Below are 20,774 nucleotides of genomic sequence, written 5' to 3'. Positions count from 1 at the left end.
ACGTGCGCTGTGAACACATTAGTCCCACACGAGATTATCCAGATCTAGCCCTTCTGCTTGGGCTTGAGCCTCGATCAGCTGGCGCAGGTAGTCGGCGTTGCCACGGTAGGTCTCATCGAAGCGCGGATCCTCGCAATACAGGCGCGCCAGGAGCACTTGCTTGGACCTCGACACCGGGTACCACTGGGCGATGAGGGCACGGTGCTTGTCGACGATCTCCTTCGCCTCCTCGCTGCCTGCCTCAAGTCCCGCTTTCGCGGCCTCCTCTAGCTCGGCCGCAAAGTGTTCATGCTCCACGGAGAATTCCTCCCAGTCCTTCTTTCCCATCGATTCCGCGACGGCCGCACTGGCCGCCCACTCTGTGCTGTCTCCCCACTTCTCGTGGGCTTCTTCCTGCAATTGGGGCCATGCGTCACCCAGGTTGCGCATTTTTTGGCTGGGGCTTAGGTTCTTATCCATTTCAGTCTCCTCAATTAGTCTTTCCACTGCGTACAACATGGCATCGACGTCGGCTCGCCGCTTCTGCAAAGCCTCGTGTTGGGCACGGAGGCGGGCCAGGGTGGCGGAGGAAGGGGCATCGAGAAGCACTGCGATGTCCTTCAGTTCAATTCCCACGCTGCGATAAATCAGGATGTCCATCCCGCGTTGCACGTCATCTTCGGTGTACAGGCGGTGATCACCCCCAGTGCGCCACTGTGGGCTGAGCAGCCCAATGTCATCCCAGTGCCGCAACGTGCGGGTGGTGACTTTGAGGATTTCGGCAACGTCGCCGATGCTGTAGTCGTTACGCATGCCGTTGAGCCTAAAAGTTGACGTCGCGTTAAGTGCAACTCCTGCCACTCAGCACATGTTTTTGCCTACGATAATGAAGCATGACTCACGCCTCGACACGCACTGACCGCCTCACCGTGGCTGCTTGGGCCCTGTGGGATTGGGGTTCGGCAGCTTTCAACGCGGTTCTCGTGACGTTTATTTTCTCGGTCTACCTCACCGACTCGGTGGGCCAGCAGATTGATTCGCAGTTCACACCGGCACAATGGTTGTCGTGGTCCATGACGGTGGCGGGGCTGGTGATTTTTGCGGTCACCCCCGTGATGGGCCAGCGCTCTGACCGGCTGGGCACGCGGCGGCGCGCGCTGGGTTTCTGGTCCCTGCTGACGTTCTTGGTCATGGCTAGCTTATTCTTCATCCGCAATGATGCGCCCGCGTATTTCTGGCTCGGGCTTATCGGCCTGGCGGTAGGTTCGGTGACCATCCAATTCGCCGAAGTCAATTACTTTGCCCAGCTCAATCAAGTGGCCTCCGAGGACAAGGTGGGCCGGGTATCCGGCTTGGGATGGTCGGCGGGCTATTTCGGCGGCATCGCGCTGCTGCTCATCTGCTATTTCGGATTCGTCTCCGGCGAGGGCGGCGCACTAGGGCTAAACACGGAGGGCGGCTGGAATATCCGGCTCGTAGCGTTACTTTCAGCAGCGTGGTTTGGGTTGTCTGCCATTCCTGTGTTGCTGCGTGTGCCGGAGATTGCGCCGTCGGGTGAATCGACGGGTGGTGTGGCGGCGTCTTACCGCGAGCTGTGGCGAACGGTGGTGACGCTGTGGCGGGAGGACCGCAATGCCTTTGCTTTCCTCTTCGCTTCGGCCATTTTCCGCGATGGGCTCTCGGCCGTGTTCAGCTTCGGGGCGGTGCTGGGGGTGTCCGTCTATGGATTGTCTCCCGGTGACGTGCTCATCTTCGGCGTTGCCGCCAACGTTGCGGCCGCGCTCGGCGCGGTGGCGGGCGGGCTGATCGACGACCACGTGGGCCCCAAAGCCATCATCCTCACCTGCCTGGCTATCTTGACGCTCATGGCCGGCATCATGTTCGTGGCGCAGGGGCCGACGGCCTTCTGGATCTGCGGACTCATCTTGTGCCTATGTGTGGGACCAGCCCAGGCTTCCGCCCGCGGTTTCTTGGCGCGCGTTGCCCCGCCAGGGCGCGAAGGCGAGATGTTCGGCCTCTACGCCACGACCGGGCGGGCCGTGGCGTGGTTGACGCCTTTCCTGTTCGGTGTCTTCGTCTCACTGTTGGGCCAAGGCGACCGGGGAGGCGTGCTCGCCATTGGGCTGGTCCTGCTCGTAGGAGCCCTCGTGCTCATCCCGGTCAAAGACCCCGCCAAGGTGTGAGCTCCTTCGACGTAGCCCCCTTTTAATGTGTGGCGCTTAACGCCGGCACATTAAAAGTCCTGCGGGCGCGGGATGTTGCGCAGGTTGGACTTCGCCATGGTGAGCATTTGGCCCACGCCGCCGCCGAAGACGGTGCGGGTTGCCGCCTTGGAGAAGCCGAGCAGCTGCTCAAAGGTCAGTGTGGGTGGCAGGGAGAGGGCGTTGGGGTCGGTGACGACGTCGATAAGCGCAGGCCCGTCGTAGGCCAAGGCCTCCTTGATGAGGCGCGGCGCTTCCTTCGGGTCCTCGATGCGGAAGTGCTTGATGCCCGCGCCCTCCGCAATCTTGGCGTAGTTGACGTGCTCGTGGTCGGTCTCGTGCTCCGGGAGGCCCTGGACCAGCATCTCCAGCTTGACCATGCCGAGGGAAGAGTTATTGAACACGAACATCTTCACCGGCAGGTTGTGCAGCTTCACCGTGAGGAGCTCGCCCATGAGCATGGACAGACCGCCGTCACCAGAGAACGTAATGACCTGGCGGCCCGGGTTCGCCGCCTGCGCGCCGAGGGCCATCGGCAGAGCATTGGCCATGGTGCCGTGGCGGAAGGAACCAATCTGCTCGCGCTTACCATTCGGGGTGATGTAGCGCGCGCCCCAGACATTGCACATGCCGGTATCGACGGTGAAGATGGCGTCCTCATCGGCCTGCTGATCGATGAGATCGGCAATGTACTCCGGGTGGATCGGGGTGTGCTTCTCCACGCCGGAGGTATAGGCCTCGACAACGTGATTCAGCTTGTCGTAGTGCTTCTTGAGCATCTTGTCCAGGAAGGAGCGGTCCTTCTTCTCCTCCACGTGCGGCAGGATGTTCTCGATGGTGGCGGCAACATCACCGGTCACCGGGTACTTGATGCGGGTGCGGCGGCCGATGTGGGAGCCGTCGATGTCAACCTGCGCCACGTTGGCATCCGGCAGGAAGTCGTTGTAGGGGAAATCCGTGCCCAGCAGGATGAGCAGGTCTGCTTCGTGGGTGGCCTCGTGGGCTGCACCATAGCCGAGCAGGCCGGACATGCCGACGTCGAAGGGGTTGTCGTACTGGATGTACATCTTGCCACCCAGGGCGTGGCCGATGGGGGCCTTGATCTTTTCGGCGAGCGCGAGGACCTGCTCGCGGGCGTTCTTCACGCCGGCGCCGACGAAGAGGGCGACGGTCTTGGCCCCATTGATGGCCTGGGTCAATGCGGCGGCCTCGGCAGGATCCGGGAAGACGACCGGGCTGCCGGCGGAAATAACAGAGGAGGTGAAGGTATCATCCTCGGCCTCCTGCGTGGACACATCGCCCGGGATAACGAGGACGGACACTCCTTTGCCCGCCATGGTGCTCTGGATGGCGTGGTGCAAGACCACGGCACCTTGGTCAGCGGAGTTCACCATCTCGCAGTAGCTCGAGCACTCTTGGAAGATGGCCTCCGGGTGGGTCTCCTGGAAGAACTTCGAGCCGATCTGGCGGGAAGGAATGTGGCTGGCCAGGGCGAGGACCTTGGCGCCGTTGCGGTGGGCGTCATAAAGTCCCTGAATAAGGTGCGTATTTCCCGGGCCGCAGGATGCGGCGCACACGGCAAGGTTGCCGGTGGTGAGGGAATCGGCCTCCGCAGCAAACGCTGCGGCCTCCTCGTTGCGAACGTGAACCCATTCGATGGAGGACTTCCGCACTGCGTCCACGATGGGGTTGAGGGAATCGCCGACGAGGCCGTAGATGCGTTTCACACCCTGGGCTTCCAAGGTTTCTACTAATTGTGTGGCGTAATTGCGTGCCATGATTTACCTCTCTAACTTTTGCCGTTAACGGCCCCCAGTGTTCCCCCTTTAAGGCGCGTTTCGCCACCATAAAGCTGACTTCTCACGTCCTAGAAACTTTGTGACTGCGACAACAACTCGACCTTCTAAGCTTTGAAACTGTAACGACCGTTCGCTATAGTTTCGAACCATGTCAGACCTCCACGTGAAAGCCTCCGCCGAATCCCTCCGCGCCTCCGCTACGCGCCGGTGGACCTTTTTTGGCGTCATTTCCCTGGGCCTGCTCATGATCGGCTTAGACAACTCAATCCTCTACACCGCGCTACCGGTGCTCTCCGATCAGCTCCACGCCACCTCGCTGCAGCAGCTGTGGATCATCAACGCCTACGCGCTCATGCTGGCCGGCCTCCTGCTGGGAACCGGCACGTTGGGCGATAAAATCGGGCACCGCCGCATGTTCGTCATCGGCCTGTGGATCTTCGGCATCGCATCACTGGCCGCAGCGCTAGCGCCCGGCGCGTGGGAATTAGCCGCGGCTCGCGCCTTTTTGGGCCTCGGGGCCTCCATCATGATGCCCGCGACCCTCGCTCTCATCCGGTTGACCTTTGAGGATGAGATTGAGCGCAATACAGCCATCGGCATTTGGGGCTCCATCGCCGTCGTGGGTGCGGCGGCCGGCCCCACGGTGGGTGGCTTCTTGCTGGAGCATTTTTGGTGGGGCTCGGTCTTCTTGGTCAACGTGCCCATCGTCATCATCGCGCTCATCCTCACGGCCTTCCTCGCCCCGCCGAATATGGCGAACCCGGCGAAGCACTGGGATTTCCTCTCCTCGCTGTATGCGCTCATCACGCTGGCCTCGCTGATACTCGTCATCAAGTCGGTGGCCAGCGCCCACCTCAACGCCATGCTCATCGGCGGCGCGCTAGCCGCCTGCCTCATCGGTGCCATCCTCTTCACCCGCCGCCAGCACAAGCTGGAGGAACCACTCCTCACCTTCGATATTTTCCGCTCCCCCATCTTCAGCGGCGGCGTCTTGGCTGCGGCGGGCGCCATGTTTGGCATGGCGGGACTAGAGATGACCACAACGCAGAAGCTCCAGCTGGTGGACCTGTATTCCCCGCTTCATGCCGGGCTCATCATTTCCCTCATCGCGCTGGCGGCGCTGCCAATGTCCGCGTTGGGTGGTGCCAACCTCCACCGTTGGGGTTTCTTGCCGATCATCGCCGGTGGCTTCCTCTTCATGGCGGCGGGCATCGGCTGCGTGGTGTGGGGCGGCACGCACAACATCTTCCCCGCATACCTGGCGGGCCTATTCATCACCGGAATCGGCGCGGGGCTTGTCATGTCAGTCTCCTCCACCGCCATCATCGGCGCCGCCCCCGCCTCGCGCTCCGGCATGGCCGCCGGCGTAGAGGAGGTCTCCTATGAATTCGGCACGCTGCTCTCGATTGCGATCACCGGTTCCGTACTCCCCATGGTGTACAAGAGCGGTCTGCCCGAAGACGTCCAAGACCTAGGCATGGAAGCGCTCCACACCCCGGCGCTCGCGGAGGTTGCCGGCCCCGCCTATACCGACGCTTACCTGGCCACCGCCGCAGGACTCGGCGTAGTCATGCTCGTCTTCGCCGCGGTCACCGGCTGGTGCTTCCGCACCAACCCCACGTCAGGAGGTGCCGATGCCTCGCACTAGTAAAAAGGTCGAAGCGCTCGACATGGCGCTCACCATCATCGAGAAGGACGGCGTCCACGCGCTCACTTATGATTCCTTGGCCACGGCCACGGGCATGAGCAAGTCTGGGCTCATCTACCACTTCCCCACCCGGCACCAGCTGCTCATAGACTGCCATTCGTTGTGCGCGGAGCGCTGGGAGGAGGAGCTTATCGCACTCTCCGACGGCAAGACGGCCGAGGAATTAAGCCCGCGCCAGCGCTACCGTGCCGCGTTGGAATCAATGGGCAAGAATGATCCGCTCATTGAGCTGCTGATGTCCATCCACGCGCAGTCCCATCCGGATTTTCAGAAGGTGTGGAGGGATGTCGACGAGCGTTGGCTCCCCGATCCCGCTACGGAGGATGAATCCGTGGCGCTCGCGATGGTGATAGCGAACGGCCTGTGGGTCCATGATCACCTCACCGAGCGCCCCCTGTCACCGCAGCGACGCCGGGCGCTTATCGACGTCGCCCTAGGCCACCTCGCCGACTAAGAAAAATGGGCCTTTAAAAAGGCCCTTTTGAGCTGGAGACGAGACTTGAACTCGCAACCTACGCATTACAAGTGCGTTGCGCTACCAATTGCGCCACTCCAGCACCGCGGCTAATCCGCTAGAGGGAATCGTACCTGAGACCACCCCTCGGAAGGAAAGCCAGGGTGCTTGCGCTGCGAAAAAGCGAGTGCGAGGACCCCGAAAAGCACTGGCAGGTGCATAAATCGGCGGCAGTTACTAAAGTGCTGACTTACCGAACCCAGAAGTGTTGATGAGGTCTTTCTTTTCCGTGTCTGTTCTTTCTTCCTTGCGCCAGCGCCTGCTGTACCGTTCGGCCCCCGTCGCCACCATTGACGCCGCGAAGGCCGCACCACCGCCCTCCCCTCTTGCCCCGGTCGATCTTACCGACCCGGCCCAGGTCACGGGCGTCATGGAGATCGCCGCGCGCGTCGGGGAAATCCTGATTGCGGCTGGCTCCGCCAATACCGACGTCCAGGCGCAGATTCACCTCGTCGCATCCTCTTATGGTCTGCACTACTGTCACGTGTCCATCCTGATGAACACGATCACTATCCACACGGCTATCGGCACGGGCCCGGACCGGCGAAACCTCCACGTCTTCCGCGTGGCGCCGAGCATCGCTGTGGACTTCACCAAGCTGTCCGCCGTCGACCGCCTCATCCGCTCCATCCACTCCGGTGCCACGCCGCCGGCCATGGCGGAGAAGGTCCTGGATGATATCGACGCGATGAAGAACCCCTATTCCACAACCACCATCGTCAGCGCCTGGGGAGCCATGGGTGGGTTTATCGCCGTCATGCTCGGTGGTGATCTCCTCGTCGGCGTCATCACGTTCCTCATTTCGGCGCTCATCATGGGCACGAACATGTTCCTGGCCGGCTACCGCTTGCCGCCCTTCTATCAGAACCTCGTCGGTGGCCTGCTTGCCGTTGTCCCCGCGGCCATTCTCTACAACGTCTTCGCGGGTTTTGGTATCCACATTCTGCCCTCCCAGATCATCGGTTCGGGCATCATCGTGCTGGTGGCGGGACTGACCTTGGTGCAGTGCCTGGTGGACGGCATCACGCGCGCGCCCGTGACCTCCTCCGCCAAGTTCTTCGAGGCCCTCATGTCCACCGGCGCCATCATCGCCGGCGTGGGCCTGGGTATCCAGGTTGCCTCATGGGTGGGCTTTAGCCTGCCGCCGCTGGCGACGCTCGCGCCACCCGTCTATCACCAGATCCCGCTTCTGGTGCTGTGCGGCGGAATCGGCTCCGCCGCCTTCGCGTTGGCCTTGGGGGCTTCGTGGTCGGAGGTCACCATCTCCGGGCTCACGGCGGCCGCCGGTATGGTTTTCTACTACTTCCTCGTCGTCTTTTTCGGCGTTGGCGCTGTCGTCGCCTCCGGATTCTCGGCCGTGGCGGTAGGCCTCGCGGGTGGTCTCCTTTCCCGCCGCTACATGATGCCACCGCTCATCACCATGATCGTGGGCTATACCCCCATGCTGCCGGGCCTGACCTTGTATCGCGGCATGTACGCCATGCTCAACGAACAGCTCATCACCGGCCTGACCAACCTGGCCAGTGCGCTTGCCATTTCCGGCGCGCTCGCCGCCGGCGTGGTCTTCGGTGAGCGCGTCGCCCGCCGCCTGCGCCGCCCGCAGTACTTCCGGCCTTATACCGCCTTCAAGCGCCTGGGAACCTTTTCCTTTTCACGGGCCACCCGTTTGGCGCAGCGAGCACGCATCCCCCGCGTCCCCATGTCCCCCTTCGCACCGCGCCACAACCTGCCGGCCCCGCCGCCGCAGTATGGCCCCAAGCCACCGACGCCCGCGCAGCAGGCGCGCTTCCAGCAGGGTGATGCCGTCACGGACATGTGGCCCGTCACCACGGAGTTTCCAGCGCAGCGCCCCACCTACACGGTGCCCGGCAAAGATGACCCGAGCGCCCCATCGGCGTCGCAATAGCGTAGAATAGCCGGTCTGAAAGCTTTCACACTTCATCCCAGGAGGACTCCGTGCCACCAAAGGTCACAGATACTCAGCCAGCGGCTGACCAGACTCATGCAGTAGAGGAAGAGACCGCCCGCTCCGCGCGCCGCGTCGTTGCCACCTATGCGGAGGATTTCCTTGACGGCGTGACTCTTATGTCGATGCTGGGCGTCGAACCGGAAGGCTTGGTGCACCGCAAGGTCTTGGCCGAGCAAGCCGACGCTGCTCCGAAGAAGTCCAGCAAGAAGTCAACGAAGAAGGCCTCCAAGAAGTCCAGCAAGAAGGCGACCAAGAAGGCTACGAAGAAAGCCTCAAAGAAGGCGACTAAGAAGAGCACCAAGAAGTCGACGAAGAAGGCGTCTAAAAAGTCCGCGAAGAAGGCCTAGCTATGTCCGGGCGCAGCAATAGCTTCGTAGTCGTGGCCAACCGCCTGCCGGTGGACCTCGAGACCTCCGCCGACGGCACCCGTGAATGGAAGGCCTCCCCCGGCGGTCTCGTCACCGCGCTTTCCCCTGTCTTGGAAGAACACCAGGGCTGTTGGGTGGGTTGGCCGGGCGTGGCCGACGAGGCCCCTGAGCCTTTCACCACCGACAACGGCGTCCTGCTTCACCCGGTACGCCTCACGCAAGAGGATTATGAAGCCTTCTACGAGGGCTTTTCCAATGCCACCCTGTGGCCGCTCTACCACGACCTCATCGTCACCCCCGTTTACAACCGCGATTGGTGGGATGCTTACCGCGAGGTCAACCTGCGTTTTGCCAACGAGGTAGCGGCTGTCGCCGCGGAGAATGCCACGGTGTGGGTTCAGGACTATCAGCTGCAGCTCGTGCCCGGCATCCTGCGCCAGCTGCGCCCCGATCTCACCATCGGCTTCTTCCTCCACATCCCTTTCCCCTCCCCGGATCTCTTCCGCCAGCTGCCGTGGCGTGAGGAGTTGGTGCGGGGGCTTCTCGACGCCAACCTGATCGGCTTCCACCTCGAATCCAACGCCCGCAATTTCCTAGAGCTCGCCCGCACCCAGGGCCTGAAGGTCGAAGGTGAAGTGAGCACCCGCGCGGTCACCGCGCGCATCGTGACCAGTAGTGGGCATTCCGTCGGAATCGGTGCCTTTCCCATCTCCATTGCGGCGGGTGAGTTCGCTGAAGGCGGTGATGCGGGGGACATCGCCCAGCTACGTGCGGAGTTGGGTAACCCCACGCACGTCATTTTGGGAGTCGACCGCCTCGACTACACAAAGGGCATCCTGCAGCGTCTTACTGCCTTCGAGGAGCTCCTCGAAACCGGGGCGCTGGACCCAGAAGAGGTGACCTTCGTGCAGCTGGCCACGCCCTCGCGCGAGCGCATCGACCACTACCGCGCCACGCGCTCGAAGGTGGAGGAAGCCGTAGGCCGCATCAATGGGCGCTTCGGGCGCCTCGGTGCGCCGGTGGTGCACTATCAGCACAGCTCCGTTCCGAAGGAGGTCCTGCGCCGCTACTACAGGCTCGCGGACATCATGCTGGTCACGCCATTTAAGGACGGCATGAACCTAGTGGCCAAGGAATACGTGGCCTCCCACGGCGATGGCTCCGGCGCGCTCGTGCTCTCCGAGTTCGCAGGTGCGGCGGCAGAGCTTACTCAAGCTAACCTGTGCAACCCCTTCGACATCGAATCCATCAAGCGCGCCCTGCTCTCCGCGGTCAAGGCGCTGGAGGAATCGCCTGAGACCATGCGCGAGCGCATGACTGCCATGAACGAGCAGGTGCGCCAGCATGATATCGCTTTGTGGTCGCAGTCCTTCCTCGGCGCGTTGGATCAGGAGGAAGCATGATGCGACGCCGCCCCGCCGCAGCGCTCACCGCTGTGCTCACCTCGGCGCTGCTCGCAAGTGGCCTCACCGGGTGCGGCTCCGCGGACGAGGAGCCCACGCCGCGCGGCGATGATCGCATCGTGGGCAAGGATTGGCAGGTCATCAACCTTTATACCTCCCCGGACGCGCCATCCTCCCTCCCAGCCGATACCGCGCAAGTGCCGCACATGAGTTTCGGTGAGCACACTGCCGTGGGCTCGACCGGCTGCGTCCCCTTCACCGCCGAGGTCTCCTTCCACAAAGGGAACAAGGCCTCCACGATCTGGGAGGGTGACGTGATGAGGGTAGAAAAAGCCACCTACGAGAGCCCACCGAACGGTGAAGACTGCGAGGGCTCGGTCAGGTGGGCCGATTCGCTCATGCGCAACCTCATCGCCGAAGGCCATGAATTCGACTTTGCGCTTAACCCCAACAACCAACTCGTATTGACGCTGCGCACCGACAAAGTGGATTCACCGATCATCCGGATGGCTTCGCTGTAGCCCTGAAGTTTTCAGCGCTAGGGTGGGGAGCATGATTGATGCTCTCGCCTCCACTGAACACCTCGCGGTTGTGTCCGATTTTGATGGCACCTTAGCGGGCTTCGCGCGCAACGCGTATGACGTAAAGCCGGAGCAGCGCTCACTCGACGCCCTGGCCACCCTAGCGGAGCTCCCGAACACCACCGCCGCGGTACTCTCCGGTCGGCATCTCGAAGGCTTAAAGCGGGTTTGCCCGCTGCGTGAACCGGTACTTTTGGGCGGCTCGCATGGCGCAGAGTCCTCTTGGGAGGATTCCGCCCTCACTCCGGAGATGGAAGCTCACCTGGCGAAGAAAGAAGCAGAACTCAAAGAAATCATCGCGCGCCACCCCGGCGCGGAACTGGAGGTCAAACCCTTCCAGCGCGTGCTGCACCTGCGGACGCTAGAGTTGCAGGATCCTGACGCGGCGGCCGCGGCCTATGCAGAAGGCGAGGCTCTCAGCGCCGATGGCTTCCCTAAGACTGCGGGCAAGTGCGTCGTCGAATTTTCCGCTACGCAGGCCACGAAAGGCACGTGGCTTGAGAAGCTTCGCCAGCGCGTCGGCGCCACGGCAGTGGTCTTCGTGGGGGACGACACCACCGATGAAGACGGCTTCGCCATGCTCAACCAACCGCCGGACCTCGGCGTCAAGGTCGGTGAGGGCGCAACGCAAGCGGCGCTACGCGTGCCCGATATCGCGGCGGTGACGGAGTTCCTCGAAGAACTCGCCGCCGCCCGCGCGCAGCACAGCGCTTAAGCCCCAGCCGGGGCCACGGTCCGCCCAGGATGGAAGGTGGTCTCCAACAACGCGCGCGGTACGTCGCCGCGCCCATCGATGAGACTGGCCAGCATGCGCCCGGCTGCCGCCCCCTTCTCCTTATTCGGCTGTACGACGGTACTCAGTCCCAGTGCTAGGGCCGGCGCGATGCCGTCGAATCCGGTGACGGAAAGCTGCTCCGGAACAGCAATTCCATGATCGCGGGCATAAGCTATCACGCCGAGCGCCATCGAGTCCGTCGTGCACAGCACCGCGGTGAGTTCGGGGTGGGCGCTCAGCAACTCTTCGGCTGCCGCATAGGCGGTACGCGAATCGTTGATATGGCGTGTCACCACGGGGATATCTGAAGGATCGAGACCCGCCCGCGCGAAGACGTCCAGCGCACCCAACACGCGCGAGCGCTGGACGTGCATGTCCGCCGCGGCGAGCTGTTCGGTCGTCACTTCGCCGTCGAGGCGCTCACGGTGCAGACGGATGGTGAGGATGCCGATGCGGGTATGGGAGGCGTCGACAAGCGCCTGCGCCGCCGGGGCAATCGCGGCGCGGTCATCGATGCCCACGAAGGGCAGGCCCGAATCCGTGGGCTGGTCGCACACCACCACCGGCAAGCCGCGGCGGCGCACGGCCTCCAGATAAGCATCGCCCGCCGCCACGGAATAGACCACGAAGCCGTCAACCGCCGCCGACCCTACGAGTTGCGCCGCCTGGGCATCGTTGGGGGCGCCCACGGTATCCGGGCCGGCGGGGATCAAGGTAAGGGTCGTGCTCGCCCCCGCTGAAGCCTCCGCCATGCCGGCCAGGAAATCCACGGAAGCCATGTCCTCGAAGGCATAGGACAGGTGCTCAGTCAGCAACACCCCCAGCGACCCCTGGCGGCGCGTGCGCAGGCTGCGCGCGGTGGGATCCGGGCCGGTGTAGCCGCGCTCAGCCGCGGCAGCGAGGATGCGCTCGCGGGTGGCAGGCGCCAGCTGGTCCGGGCGGTTATACGCGTTGGACACCGTGGTGGGCGAAACCCCGAGTTCGGCAGCCAGGGAGGCCAGCGTCGTGCTGCGTTTGGACATGACGGTAACACTACCCGTTTTCAACTCATTATCATTTGACAACAATTTTCACTAAAGCGTAGAAATAGGGACATGACCACTTCCCACTCACGCCGTGCTTTCCGACGTCCCACCGCCCTCCTCTTCGCCGCCACCCTGGGTGCCGCAGCGCTGAGTGCCTGCTCCTCCGGTGATGACAACGCCGCCGGCGGCTCGGATGCCGGCTCCGACAAGGAGACCATCCACGTCGTGGCCTCGACCTCCATCTGGGCCGACGTTGCCCAGGCCGTCGTCGATACCGCACAGACCGACGTCAACATCGACGTCCGCCCGATCGTGAGTGGCAATGGCGTGGACCCCCATCACTTCGAGCCCACCGCGGCTGACATCGCGCGCGCTAACGACGCCGACGTCATCATCGCCGGTGGCGGCGGCTACGACGCATGGCTCTACCAGGCAGTCAAGAACCAGGATGAGATCATCCACGCCCTGCCGCTGACCGCGCATGACCATGGCGATCATGATCATGACGAGCACGATCATGGAGAAGAACACGACCATGCGCACGAGGAACACGCGCATGACCACGACGAACATGGTCATGACGAGCATGACCATGGAGAAGGTCATGATCATGACCACGCTCACGAAGGCGAAACCGTGACCATGGACGAGGCCAAGAAGATCGCCGCCGAGCACCCCGAGCAGATCACCAACATCGATGGCAACGAGCACGTGTGGTACGACGCCGCGGCCATCGAAAAGGTGGCGACCGACGTAGCCAATCTCGTCAACGAGGCCAACCCGGAGGCCAAGGCCACCGCCGATCCTCTGGTCGAGCGCGTGGAGGGCCTGAAGGCACGCATCGAGAAGCTGCCTCAGCACAACTACGCGCAGACCGAGCCCATCGCGGACTACATCTTCAAATACACCGAGAGCACCGACGCCACCCCGGAGGGCTACCGCAAGGCCACCGTTGCTGAGGGCGAGCCCACCGCCGCCGACCTGGCGCACTTCCTCGAGGACATCAAGCAGGACAAGATCGACCTGCTCATCTTTAACCCGCAGACCGAAACCGACATGACCAAGCGCATTCGCACCGCCGCCGAGGACAAGAACATCCCGGTCGTCGAAATCGGTGAAACCCCGCCGGAGAAGACCAACTTCCTTGACTACTATGAAGAAGTCGTCAGCGCACTCGAGGCCGCATAAGTGCTCATTTCCTTTAAGAATGCCGCAGTAGAACCACTGTGGTCGGATATGAACCTCGCCGTAGACCGCGGCGAGTTCATCGCCGTTTTAGGCCCCAATGGCGTGGGCAAGTCCACGCTGCTGGGAACTATCCTGGGTACCCGCCAGCTCACCGCGGGCAGCGTGGACGTCGCGTGCCGCGTGGGCTTTATCCCACAGCAAAGAATGTTCCCCCAGGACCTGCCCCTGCGCGCCCGGGATCTGGTGTCACTGTCCCTCGCCCACGGCACCCTGCGCAACCGACGGCCTGCTCGGGGCCGCGTCGACGAGCTCCTCGCCGAGGTCGGCGCCACCGGAATTGCCAACCGCCGCGTGGGCCAGCTCTCCGGCGGCCAGCAGCAGCTCATCCGCCAGGCGCAAGCCCTCGCCAACGACCCAGAACTCATCCTTGCCGATGAGCCGCTGCTGTCGCTGGACCCGGGAAGGCAGCAGGCGACCGTCGAGAAGCTCAATGCGTGGCGTCACGAACGCGGCACCTCCATCCTCTTCGTCACCCACGGCATCAATCCCGTGCTGGGTGTGGTGGACAAGGTGCTCTACCTCGCGCCCAACGGGCACATGTTCGGCACGGTGGATGAGGTCATGCGCTCGGAGGTGCTCTCGGAGCTGTACGGCTCGTCCGTGAAGGTCCTCAACGTCGATGGGAGGCTCATCGTTGTCTAAGTTCCTCGAGGACACCCAGTACCTGCTGGGCGTCGATTTCGTACAGGATGCACTGGTTGCTTGTGCGCTGCTGGGCATCCTGTCCGGAGTGATGACCTCGCTCATCGTGCTGCGCCAGATGTCTTTTTCCGTGCATGCCACCTCGGAGCTCGCGCTCATGGGTGCGGCCGCAGCGCTGTTGTTCGGACTGAACATCGGCTTCGGCGCGATTGCCGGCGCCATCGTCGCCGCCATCATCCTGGCGGTGCTGGGCTTGAAAGGCCAACAAGACAGCGCCATCGGCGTGGTCATGAGCTTCGGCCTGGGCCTCTCGGTGCTCTTTTTGCACCTCTACCCCGGCAACGCCAAGACCGCGATGACGCTCCTGACGGGACAAATCGTCGGCGTCTCCTCCGCTTCGGTGTGGTTACTCGCCGCCACGACCGCCATCATCGTCGCCGTAGTGGCGCTGTTCTGGCGCCCGCTGCTCTTCGCCTCTGCGGATCCCGTCATGGCCCAAGCCGCCGGCGTGCCGGTGAAGTCCCTAGCGGTCTGCTTCGCCATCCTCGTTGGTCTGACGGCCGCGCAGTCCGTACAGATCGTCGGTTCCCTACTCGTCATGGCGCTGCTCATCACCCCGGGCGCAGCGGCGGTACAGATTACCTCCTCCCCGCTGCGCGCGGTGGTGTGGTCCACCATCTTCGCGGAGGTCTCCGCCGTGGGCGGCCTGGTCCTCTCCCTGGCGCCGGGCCTGCCCGTCTCGGTCTTCGTCACGAGCATCTCTTTTGTTATTTACCTGGTCTGCCGCGGCATCGGCTGGGCTCGCAGCCGCAAGGCCGTCCGCGACGACGTCGCCGCCCGCCGCGCCTCCCAGGAACACTTCCGCGCCGCCACCGATCGCGCCGACGCCGAGACACACCACACCTCGACGCACGATGAGCACTGCGCGCATCAGGATTAGGCTAGATGCGTGACTTTGGAACGCCGTAGCCTCGAATTACAAGACCGCACCCGCACGTACCTCGTGTACCGCCCGAATGATGACGTCGAGCGCCAGAGAGACCTCCTCCTGTTCTTCCACGGCTCCCTGCAATCCGCGAACGTCATCCGCCGCTTCACTAACGGCACGTTCGATGACCTCGCCACCCGCCACGGCATGCTTGCGGTCTACCCCACCGGCGTGGAACAGCACTTTAACGATGCCCGCGCCACCCTGCCCGTCGCCGCGCGCGAGCTGGGCATCGATGACGTCGCCTTCACGCGCGCCATCCTCGACGAGCTGCGCGCGGAGCAGGAGATTAGCCGCGTGTTCCTCTGCGGCTTCTCCAACGGCGGGCAGATGGTTATCCGCTTGCTCTTCGACGCCCCCGGGCTTGCCGATGCCGCCTGCATCTTCGCCTCCACTCTCGGCGCCGGCGCCAACCATGCGCCCACCAATCCGGACTCGGCGTACCAACCCACCCCGGTCATGTTCGTCCACGGCACGGGCGACCGGCTCGCGCCCTATACGGGCGGAACGGCGGGCATTGACCCGAAGCGCACCCGCGGTGCCGTCACCGGCGCGCAGGAGAACGCCGCACGCTTCGCGGAGCTCAACCATGCCGCCGGCCCAGAGCGCACCCACCTTTTCCCCGACACCGTTGTCGACCGCTGGGAGCCGGCAGACGCCACCGGCGCGCCGGTCGAGCTCGTGAGCGTCGAGGGCATGGGCCACGTCATCCCGTCGGGCAACGAGCTGGACCCACGCCTGGGTAAAAACACGGATTCCTTCATCGCTGCCGAGCTCGTGGAGGAATTCTTCGGGCTCTAGACTGCACGTGCGCCCCATCGTGTCTCACTCCACTCAGCCCCAACCTCGGGTCGAGGCCGTTCGTAGGTGAGCGTCGAGAAGCAATAATTGTGGATTACCGACCAGTGCTTTGGCGATTCCTAGACGCTGTTTCATACCGAGCGAAGCATGCTCGCAGGAAACACTGTGGTGCAATGAAAGGCCTACAAGGGATAAAAGATCCTTCAGTTCATCATTCAGTGAACCTTGTTGTAGTGGTCGGCAATGTCGTTGACGATCGCGTAGAGGTCGCGTTCCATCGCGTAGGTTTTCTTTTCTCGCGTACTGACTAATCACACTTGCGACCCGTTGTTATCTAGAGAATTATTACGTCCCAGCGTGATGTTGCACACGTCTGTGCATGTATGTACTCTCGATGTCACGGTTTGCTGGCGAAGATTCTTCAAGTTACCCGCAGCTGAATCTGTACAAGGTGAAAACGGCAGGCAAAGGACCGAGTTGTCCTCGTCTCTAAGCCGTGGAACCCCAATCCTCCAGAACCTTGTATTCGGCACACGCACGCAATCTGAATGTTCAAGATGTGAAGTACTGGCCAGCAACCAAGAAGTAAAGATCGCCATCCAGCTTTCTCGGCCCTGAATCTAGCATCCGGAGGCGTAGAGAAACTCACGCAACGACTGAAACGCCAGCGTCTGTGTCACGTCGCGCAGCTCAAGGAAGAACCCATCTTCTGTAATTTCAACAATCCGCGCACCGGGGATGGCTGCCACAATCGGTGAGTGCGTCACCACGATGAACTGCGCACCCGCCTCCGCGGCGCGATGGATTTCCGCCATGAGCGTCATCTGCCGCACGAGCGAAAGCCCAGATTCCGGCTCGTCGAGGATGTAGAGCCCGCGCCCATCAAAGGAACGCTGCACGACGTCCATGACGGACTCGCCATGCGACATCGCGGTCGAACCAACGTTGTAGTGCGCCTCCGCTCGCAGGAAGTAGCCGTCCTTGGGCGCGGTACCTAGCCGCAGGCTCGCCCACCTCCGGAGGGGATTGATGGGACCGGCGGAGCGCTGCACACCCCATATCCCACCGCGCTCAGGAAAGCCGTACTCGAAGGCAATGCCCTCGGCGAGCGTCGACTTTCCTACCCCGTTGTCCCCGGTCAGCACGGTCACCGGCGCACGCAGGTCCAGTCCTTGGCGTCGCAGCGCCACGAAACCAGGAACGGAGGACACCCACTCAGGTCCGTGGCCGCCGTCCAGCGCGGCATAGGCGTCGACATAGAAGTCTCTCATTCGCCCTCCCCAATAAGAAACGCGGCGGTTCCCAATGGATCGGCAAGGAACTCGCGCGCGGCGTGGACAGCTTCCGTCGCTTCGGGAGCGACGGGCGCAATCCCCTTGTCGCCGAACGCGTAGACGGTCGCGCCTTGCATGCTGAGGAAGACTGGCGAGTGCGTCGCGAGGATGACCTGCGCGCCCTGGGCGGCGAGGCGCTCGAGCTGCGTGACAACCTCGACCTGCCGGGGATAGGACAAGCCGTCTTCCGGCTCGTCGAGAATGATCATTCCGTCAGAATGGAAGCGTCTCTCGACGAGGGCGAGCAGACCCTGGCCGTGGCTGAGAAACGGCAGGTCACTGAGCGGATCGGGATTCTCCGGGCTGTGGATCTGGTGGTGATACTCGCTCAAGTTGAGGAAGGTCTCGCCGCGCAAGAAGTACACGTCGCGCGGGTTGTGCGCCCGCGAGCAGATGAGCCACTCGGGATAGTCCTCGTCGCCGGTGGCAAACCGGGCGTGGCGCGAGCCGCCCTCGGGATTGACGCCAAGCCCCACGGCGATGGCCTCGAGCAGCGTGGATTTTCCGGCGCCGTTATCCCCCACGACGACGGTCACGGGCGTAGGCAAACGCAAGGCGCCGCCGGGCAGCGCTGCGATGAGCACGCCCAGGCGGCGCATGTGTTCCGGCACGCCGGGCAGTCCTTCCCCAATAAGCTCCGGGGCGGGACGCACACTCGTGAGGAACATGGCGACGAAAGCGTGAGCCTACTTCTGGGCCGCGCGGCGCTGGCGGGCGAACTCGGAAAGCACCGCACCTGCCGCCACGGAGGCGTTGAGGGATTCAACCCAGTCGGTCATGGGGATGGACATGATGGCATCGCAGTTCTCGCGGACGAGGCGCGAAATGCCTTTGCCCTCAGAGCCGATGACGATGACAACGGGGTCGGTGCCACCGTTGTAAGTATCGAGGGTGTGCTCGCCTCCCGCATCCAGGCCAACAACCTGGTAGCCGGCCTTCTGGAAGTCCTGGACCGTGCGGGTCACGTTGGTCACGCGAGCCACCGGCAGGCGCGCGGCAGTGCCCGCCGAGGTACGCCAGGCCACCGCGGTAACGGAGGCCGAGCGACGCTCCGGAATGATGACGCCATGGCCGCCAAAAGCGGCAACGGAGCGGATGACCGCGCCGAGGTTGCGGGGGTCGGTGATGTTATCGAGGATGACGAACATGCCCGGTTCCTGGGCATCGCGTGCGCGATCCATCAGGTCATGGACGTCGGCATACTTATATGGCGGGATCTGCAGACCAATGCCCTGATGCATGCCGTTGCCGGTCATGCGGTCCATCTCGTGGCGCTGGACCTCAAGAATCGGGATGTTGCGGGTATTGCACATGGCTACGGCCTCAGACAGGCGGGCGTCGTTGCGCGTTCCCTGCACAATGTAGAGCGACGTTGCCGGAACCTTAGCGTGGAGGCACTCGATGACCGGGTTGCGGCCGACGACCATCTCCGCGGTCTCCTTGTGGTGGCGGCCCGAGTTGCGGCGTTCGCGCTCCAGCTTCGCCTTGTGCTTGGCGTGGTAGACGCGGTCCTCCGCCTTCGGCGTGGGCCCCTTGCCGGCTAGGCCCTTGCGGCGCTGACCGCCAGAGCCCTTCGTGGCGCCCTTCTTATTCGTCTTGCGAATACCTGCGCCGCCGCGGCCATGGGTACGTGCCATAGTTCTTCTCCTTATTTTGTCCTCGGCCTATGCAGAGGACGTTAATCCGCCAGGGACCAGGTGGGGCCGTCGGCGGTGTCGGTGATGCTAATACCCGCGGCTGCAAGGCGGTCGCGCACGGCGTCCGCAGTAGCCCAATCCTTTTCTGCGCGGGCGGTGGTGCGGCGCTCAAGTTCGGCCTGAACCAGGATGTCCAGGGCCGCATCAGCGCCGCTCGTTTCGCCACTATCTTTCCACTGTTCATCCAAGGGATCAAAGCCAAGCACTGCGGCCATGGCGCGCACGGCACCGGCAAGGCGCTCGGCTTCCTCCCGGTTGCCTTCTCCCAGCGCCTTATTGCCCGCGCGCACGGTGGTGTGGATTTCCGCCAGCGCCTTCGGCACAGCGATGTCATCATTCATCACCTCTTCGAAGGCCGGGGTCCACTGGCCCTTCTCGATGCCTTCGAACTTGCCCACGAAATCCTCGATGCGACGGTAGCCCGCGGCGGCCTCGGTCAGCGCCGCTTCGGAGTATTCCAGCACCGAGCGGTAGTGCGCGGAACCCAGGTAGTAACGCAACTCCACCGGGCGGACGATCTCCAGCATGTTGGCGATGGAAAGCACGTTGCCTAAGGACTTCGACATCTTCTCACCGGCCATGGTGACCCAGTGGTTGTGCATCCAGTAGTTGGCAAACTTGTCACCCGCCGCATGCGACTGCGCAATCTCGTTCTCGTGGTGCGGGAACTGCAGGTCCAAGCCACCGCAGTGGATATCGAACTCGCCGCCTAGGTAGTAAGTCGACATGGCCGAGCACTCAAGGTGCCAGCCCGGGCGGCCCTTGCCCCACGGGGTGGGCCAAGAAGGCTCGCCCAGCTTAGCCGCCTTCCACAGCGCGAAGTCCTGCGGGCTGCGCTTGCCCACGGCATCGGACTCACCCTGCTCCATATCCTCGACGCGGTTGCCAGATAACGCGCCATAGTCCGAGCCTTCCGTGGCATTCCACGCGGCGACATCAAAGTAGACGGAACCAGCACCGTCCTCGCCAGGCACGGCATATGCGAAGCCGGCGTCGATAAGCCGTTGCATGTACTCCACCATCTGCGTCACAAAGCCCGTCGCGCGCGGCTCCACGGAGGGCTGCAAAACGCCCAGGGTGTTATAAGCCTTGGTGAACTCGCGCTCATAGGTGGATACCCACTCCCACCAAGGGCGCTTATTCTCGGCTGCCTTGGTCAGGATCTTGTCATCGATATCGGTGACGTTGCGCACCAAGGCCACGTCATAGCCCTGCGCAAGCAGCCAGCGACGCAGGATGTCAAAGGCAACGCCGGAGCGCAGGTGCCCAATGTGCGGCTGGGACTGCGGGGTGGCACCACACAGGTAGATCGACGCATGGCCGGGACGAACCGGCTCGAACTCACGTTGGCTGCGGGTGGCGGTATCAAAAATGCGCAAAGTACTCACCCGGCCCAGTCTAATTGACCCCTTGATAGGATTTCACCACGGCCGATAGTCACACGGAGCAGGACTGGGCGCAGTGCCTGTCCATTCAACCCGATTTAGGTCGCGGATGGATGAGCAACGTCATTTTTAACACTGATACCTGGCGGCTTACAGCAGCGTGATGGGATTGTTCCGCACTCAATTGACCTAAGACAGGAAGGCGTCCCGTAAAAGGCATCTGTCACAAGGCATCTTTGGGTCCAAACGCCATCTGTAACGAATAAATGGCGTTTTCAGCCGTGAAAACGCCATTTGATTGATGCCTTTTGTCAGACGCCCTTTGCCAGATGCCTCCAGCACGTCGACGGAGGCACG

20 protein-coding genes and 1 tRNA gene are annotated in these 20,774 nt (G+C 63.0%); 12 read left to right on the top strand and 9 right to left on the bottom strand.

The window, feature by feature from the left end:
* Positions 1-18: 18 nt before the first annotated feature.
* Positions 19-792 (bottom strand): MerR family transcriptional regulator, encoded by a 774-nt coding sequence (locus QP999_RS04055; RefSeq protein WP_144268913.1) that lies wholly within the window; start codon positions 790-792, stop codon positions 19-21.
* 80 nt (positions 793-872) lie between these two features.
* Here QP999_RS04055 and QP999_RS04050 point away from each other — a divergent pair, with 80 nt between their 5' ends.
* Positions 873-2,162 (top strand): MFS transporter, encoded by a 1,290-nt coding sequence (locus QP999_RS04050; RefSeq protein WP_070532335.1) that lies wholly within the window; start codon positions 873-875, stop codon positions 2,160-2,162.
* A gap of 50 nt (positions 2,163-2,212) precedes the next feature.
* On the opposite strand, the gene QP999_RS04045 is transcribed toward QP999_RS04050, so the two are convergent.
* Complete coding sequence (locus QP999_RS04045; RefSeq protein ID WP_070522852.1) at positions 2,213-3,958, bottom strand: pyruvate dehydrogenase; 1,746 nt, start codon at positions 3,956-3,958, stop codon at positions 2,213-2,215.
* 169 nt (positions 3,959-4,127) lie between these two features.
* Between QP999_RS04045 and QP999_RS04040 the strand changes: the two genes are divergently transcribed.
* Positions 4,128-5,627: an MFS transporter gene (locus QP999_RS04040; RefSeq protein ID WP_284847729.1), complete on the top strand. Its 1,500-nt coding sequence runs from the start codon at positions 4,128-4,130 to the stop codon at positions 5,625-5,627.
* The gene (locus tag QP999_RS04035; RefSeq protein WP_070684868.1) at positions 5,614-6,141 is read left to right on the top strand and encodes a TetR/AcrR family transcriptional regulator; all 528 of its coding nucleotides are present in this window, start codon (positions 5,614-5,616) and stop codon (positions 6,139-6,141) included. The genes QP999_RS04040 and QP999_RS04035 overlap by 14 nt, the downstream gene beginning before the upstream one ends.
* 30 nt (positions 6,142-6,171) lie before the next feature.
* Here QP999_RS04035 and QP999_RS04030 read toward each other — a convergent pair.
* Positions 6,172-6,244: transfer RNA gene (locus tag QP999_RS04030), tRNA-Thr, on the bottom strand.
* Between the two features lie 186 nt (positions 6,245-6,430).
* Between QP999_RS04030 and thrE the strand changes: the two genes are divergently transcribed.
* Genes thrE through otsB form a run of 5 tightly spaced genes read left to right on the top strand, consistent with a single transcriptional unit; the run spans position 6,431 to position 11,237 of the window.
* Positions 6,431-8,107 carry a threonine/serine exporter ThrE gene (gene thrE / locus QP999_RS04025; RefSeq protein ID WP_070684905.1) on the top strand — a complete coding sequence of 559 codons (1,677 nt, stop codon included), beginning with the start codon at positions 6,431-6,433 and terminating at the stop codon, positions 8,105-8,107.
* Between the two features lie 50 nt (positions 8,108-8,157).
* On the top strand, positions 8,158-8,517 hold the full coding sequence (locus QP999_RS04020) for a hypothetical protein (protein ID WP_070522844.1): 360 nt from the start codon (positions 8,158-8,160) through the stop codon (positions 8,515-8,517).
* A gap of 2 nt (positions 8,518-8,519) precedes the next feature.
* On the top strand, positions 8,520-9,941 hold the full coding sequence (locus QP999_RS04015; RefSeq protein WP_144268909.1) for an alpha,alpha-trehalose-phosphate synthase (UDP-forming): 1,422 nt from the start codon (positions 8,520-8,522) through the stop codon (positions 9,939-9,941).
* Positions 9,938-10,462, top strand: coding sequence for a hypothetical protein (locus QP999_RS04010; protein WP_070522838.1), 525 nt, complete (start codon positions 9,938-9,940; stop codon positions 10,460-10,462). The genes QP999_RS04015 and QP999_RS04010 overlap by 4 nt, the downstream gene beginning before the upstream one ends.
* Positions 10,463-10,493: 31 nt before the next feature.
* Positions 10,494-11,237 carry a trehalose-phosphatase gene (gene otsB, locus QP999_RS04005; protein WP_070522835.1) on the top strand — a complete coding sequence of 248 codons (744 nt, stop codon included), beginning with the start codon at positions 10,494-10,496 and terminating at the stop codon, positions 11,235-11,237.
* Here the strand turns inward: otsB and QP999_RS04000 are convergent.
* Positions 11,234-12,319, bottom strand: a complete 1,086-nt coding sequence (locus QP999_RS04000; protein WP_284847728.1) for a LacI family DNA-binding transcriptional regulator — start codon at positions 12,317-12,319, stop codon at positions 11,234-11,236. The two genes, otsB and QP999_RS04000, sit on opposite strands and share 4 nt — an antisense overlap.
* 72 nt (positions 12,320-12,391) lie before the next feature.
* Between QP999_RS04000 and QP999_RS03995 the strand changes: the two genes are divergently transcribed.
* The 4 genes from QP999_RS03995 to QP999_RS03980 are packed head-to-tail and all read left to right on the top strand — an operon-like array spanning position 12,392 to position 16,001.
* A complete protein-coding gene (locus QP999_RS03995; protein WP_284847727.1) occupies positions 12,392-13,510 on the top strand; it encodes a metal ABC transporter solute-binding protein, Zn/Mn family in 1,119 nt (372 codons plus the stop codon).
* Positions 13,511-14,212: a metal ABC transporter ATP-binding protein gene (locus QP999_RS03990; protein WP_070522825.1), complete on the top strand. Its 702-nt coding sequence runs from the start codon at positions 13,511-13,513 to the stop codon at positions 14,210-14,212.
* On the top strand, positions 14,190-15,152 hold the full coding sequence (locus QP999_RS03985; RefSeq protein ID WP_185963225.1) for a metal ABC transporter permease: 963 nt from the start codon (positions 14,190-14,192) through the stop codon (positions 15,150-15,152). The genes QP999_RS03990 and QP999_RS03985 overlap by 23 nt, the downstream gene beginning before the upstream one ends.
* 9 nt (positions 15,153-15,161) lie before the next feature.
* Complete coding sequence (locus QP999_RS03980; protein ID WP_070522820.1) at positions 15,162-16,001, top strand: CE1 family esterase; 840 nt, start codon at positions 15,162-15,164, stop codon at positions 15,999-16,001.
* Between the two features lie 33 nt (positions 16,002-16,034).
* Here QP999_RS03980 and QP999_RS03975 read toward each other — a convergent pair whose 3' ends face one another.
* From QP999_RS03975 to cysS, 5 genes are all read right to left on the bottom strand, one after another.
* Positions 16,035-16,316: an ATP-binding cassette domain-containing protein gene (locus QP999_RS03975; RefSeq protein ID WP_080550367.1), complete on the bottom strand. Its 282-nt coding sequence runs from the start codon at positions 16,314-16,316 to the stop codon at positions 16,035-16,037.
* A gap of 305 nt (positions 16,317-16,621) precedes the next feature.
* Positions 16,622-17,272, bottom strand: coding sequence for an AAA family ATPase (locus tag QP999_RS03970; protein WP_010188886.1), 651 nt, complete (start codon positions 17,270-17,272; stop codon positions 16,622-16,624).
* On the bottom strand, positions 17,269-18,003 hold the full coding sequence (locus QP999_RS03965; RefSeq protein ID WP_010188884.1) for an AAA family ATPase: 735 nt from the start codon (positions 18,001-18,003) through the stop codon (positions 17,269-17,271). The genes QP999_RS03970 and QP999_RS03965 overlap by 4 nt, the downstream gene beginning before the upstream one ends.
* An 18-nt stretch (positions 18,004-18,021) precedes the next feature.
* Positions 18,022-18,972 carry a 23S rRNA (guanosine(2251)-2'-O)-methyltransferase RlmB gene (rlmB, locus tag QP999_RS03960; protein WP_250224374.1) on the bottom strand — a complete coding sequence of 317 codons (951 nt, stop codon included), beginning with the start codon at positions 18,970-18,972 and terminating at the stop codon, positions 18,022-18,024.
* A 41-nt stretch (positions 18,973-19,013) separates the two neighbouring features.
* Positions 19,014-20,420 carry a cysteine--tRNA ligase gene (gene cysS / locus QP999_RS03955; protein ID WP_284847726.1) on the bottom strand — a complete coding sequence of 469 codons (1,407 nt, stop codon included), beginning with the start codon at positions 20,418-20,420 and terminating at the stop codon, positions 19,014-19,016.
* Positions 20,421-20,774 lie beyond the last annotated feature (354 nt).

The sequence above is a fragment of the Corynebacterium sp. MSK004 genome, from assembly GCF_030232515.1.
Lineage (GTDB): Bacteria > Actinomycetota > Actinomycetes > Mycobacteriales > Mycobacteriaceae > Corynebacterium > Corynebacterium hesseae.
Note: the sequence above shows the minus strand (reverse complement) of the source record. Positions and strands in the feature narration are given on the sequence as shown.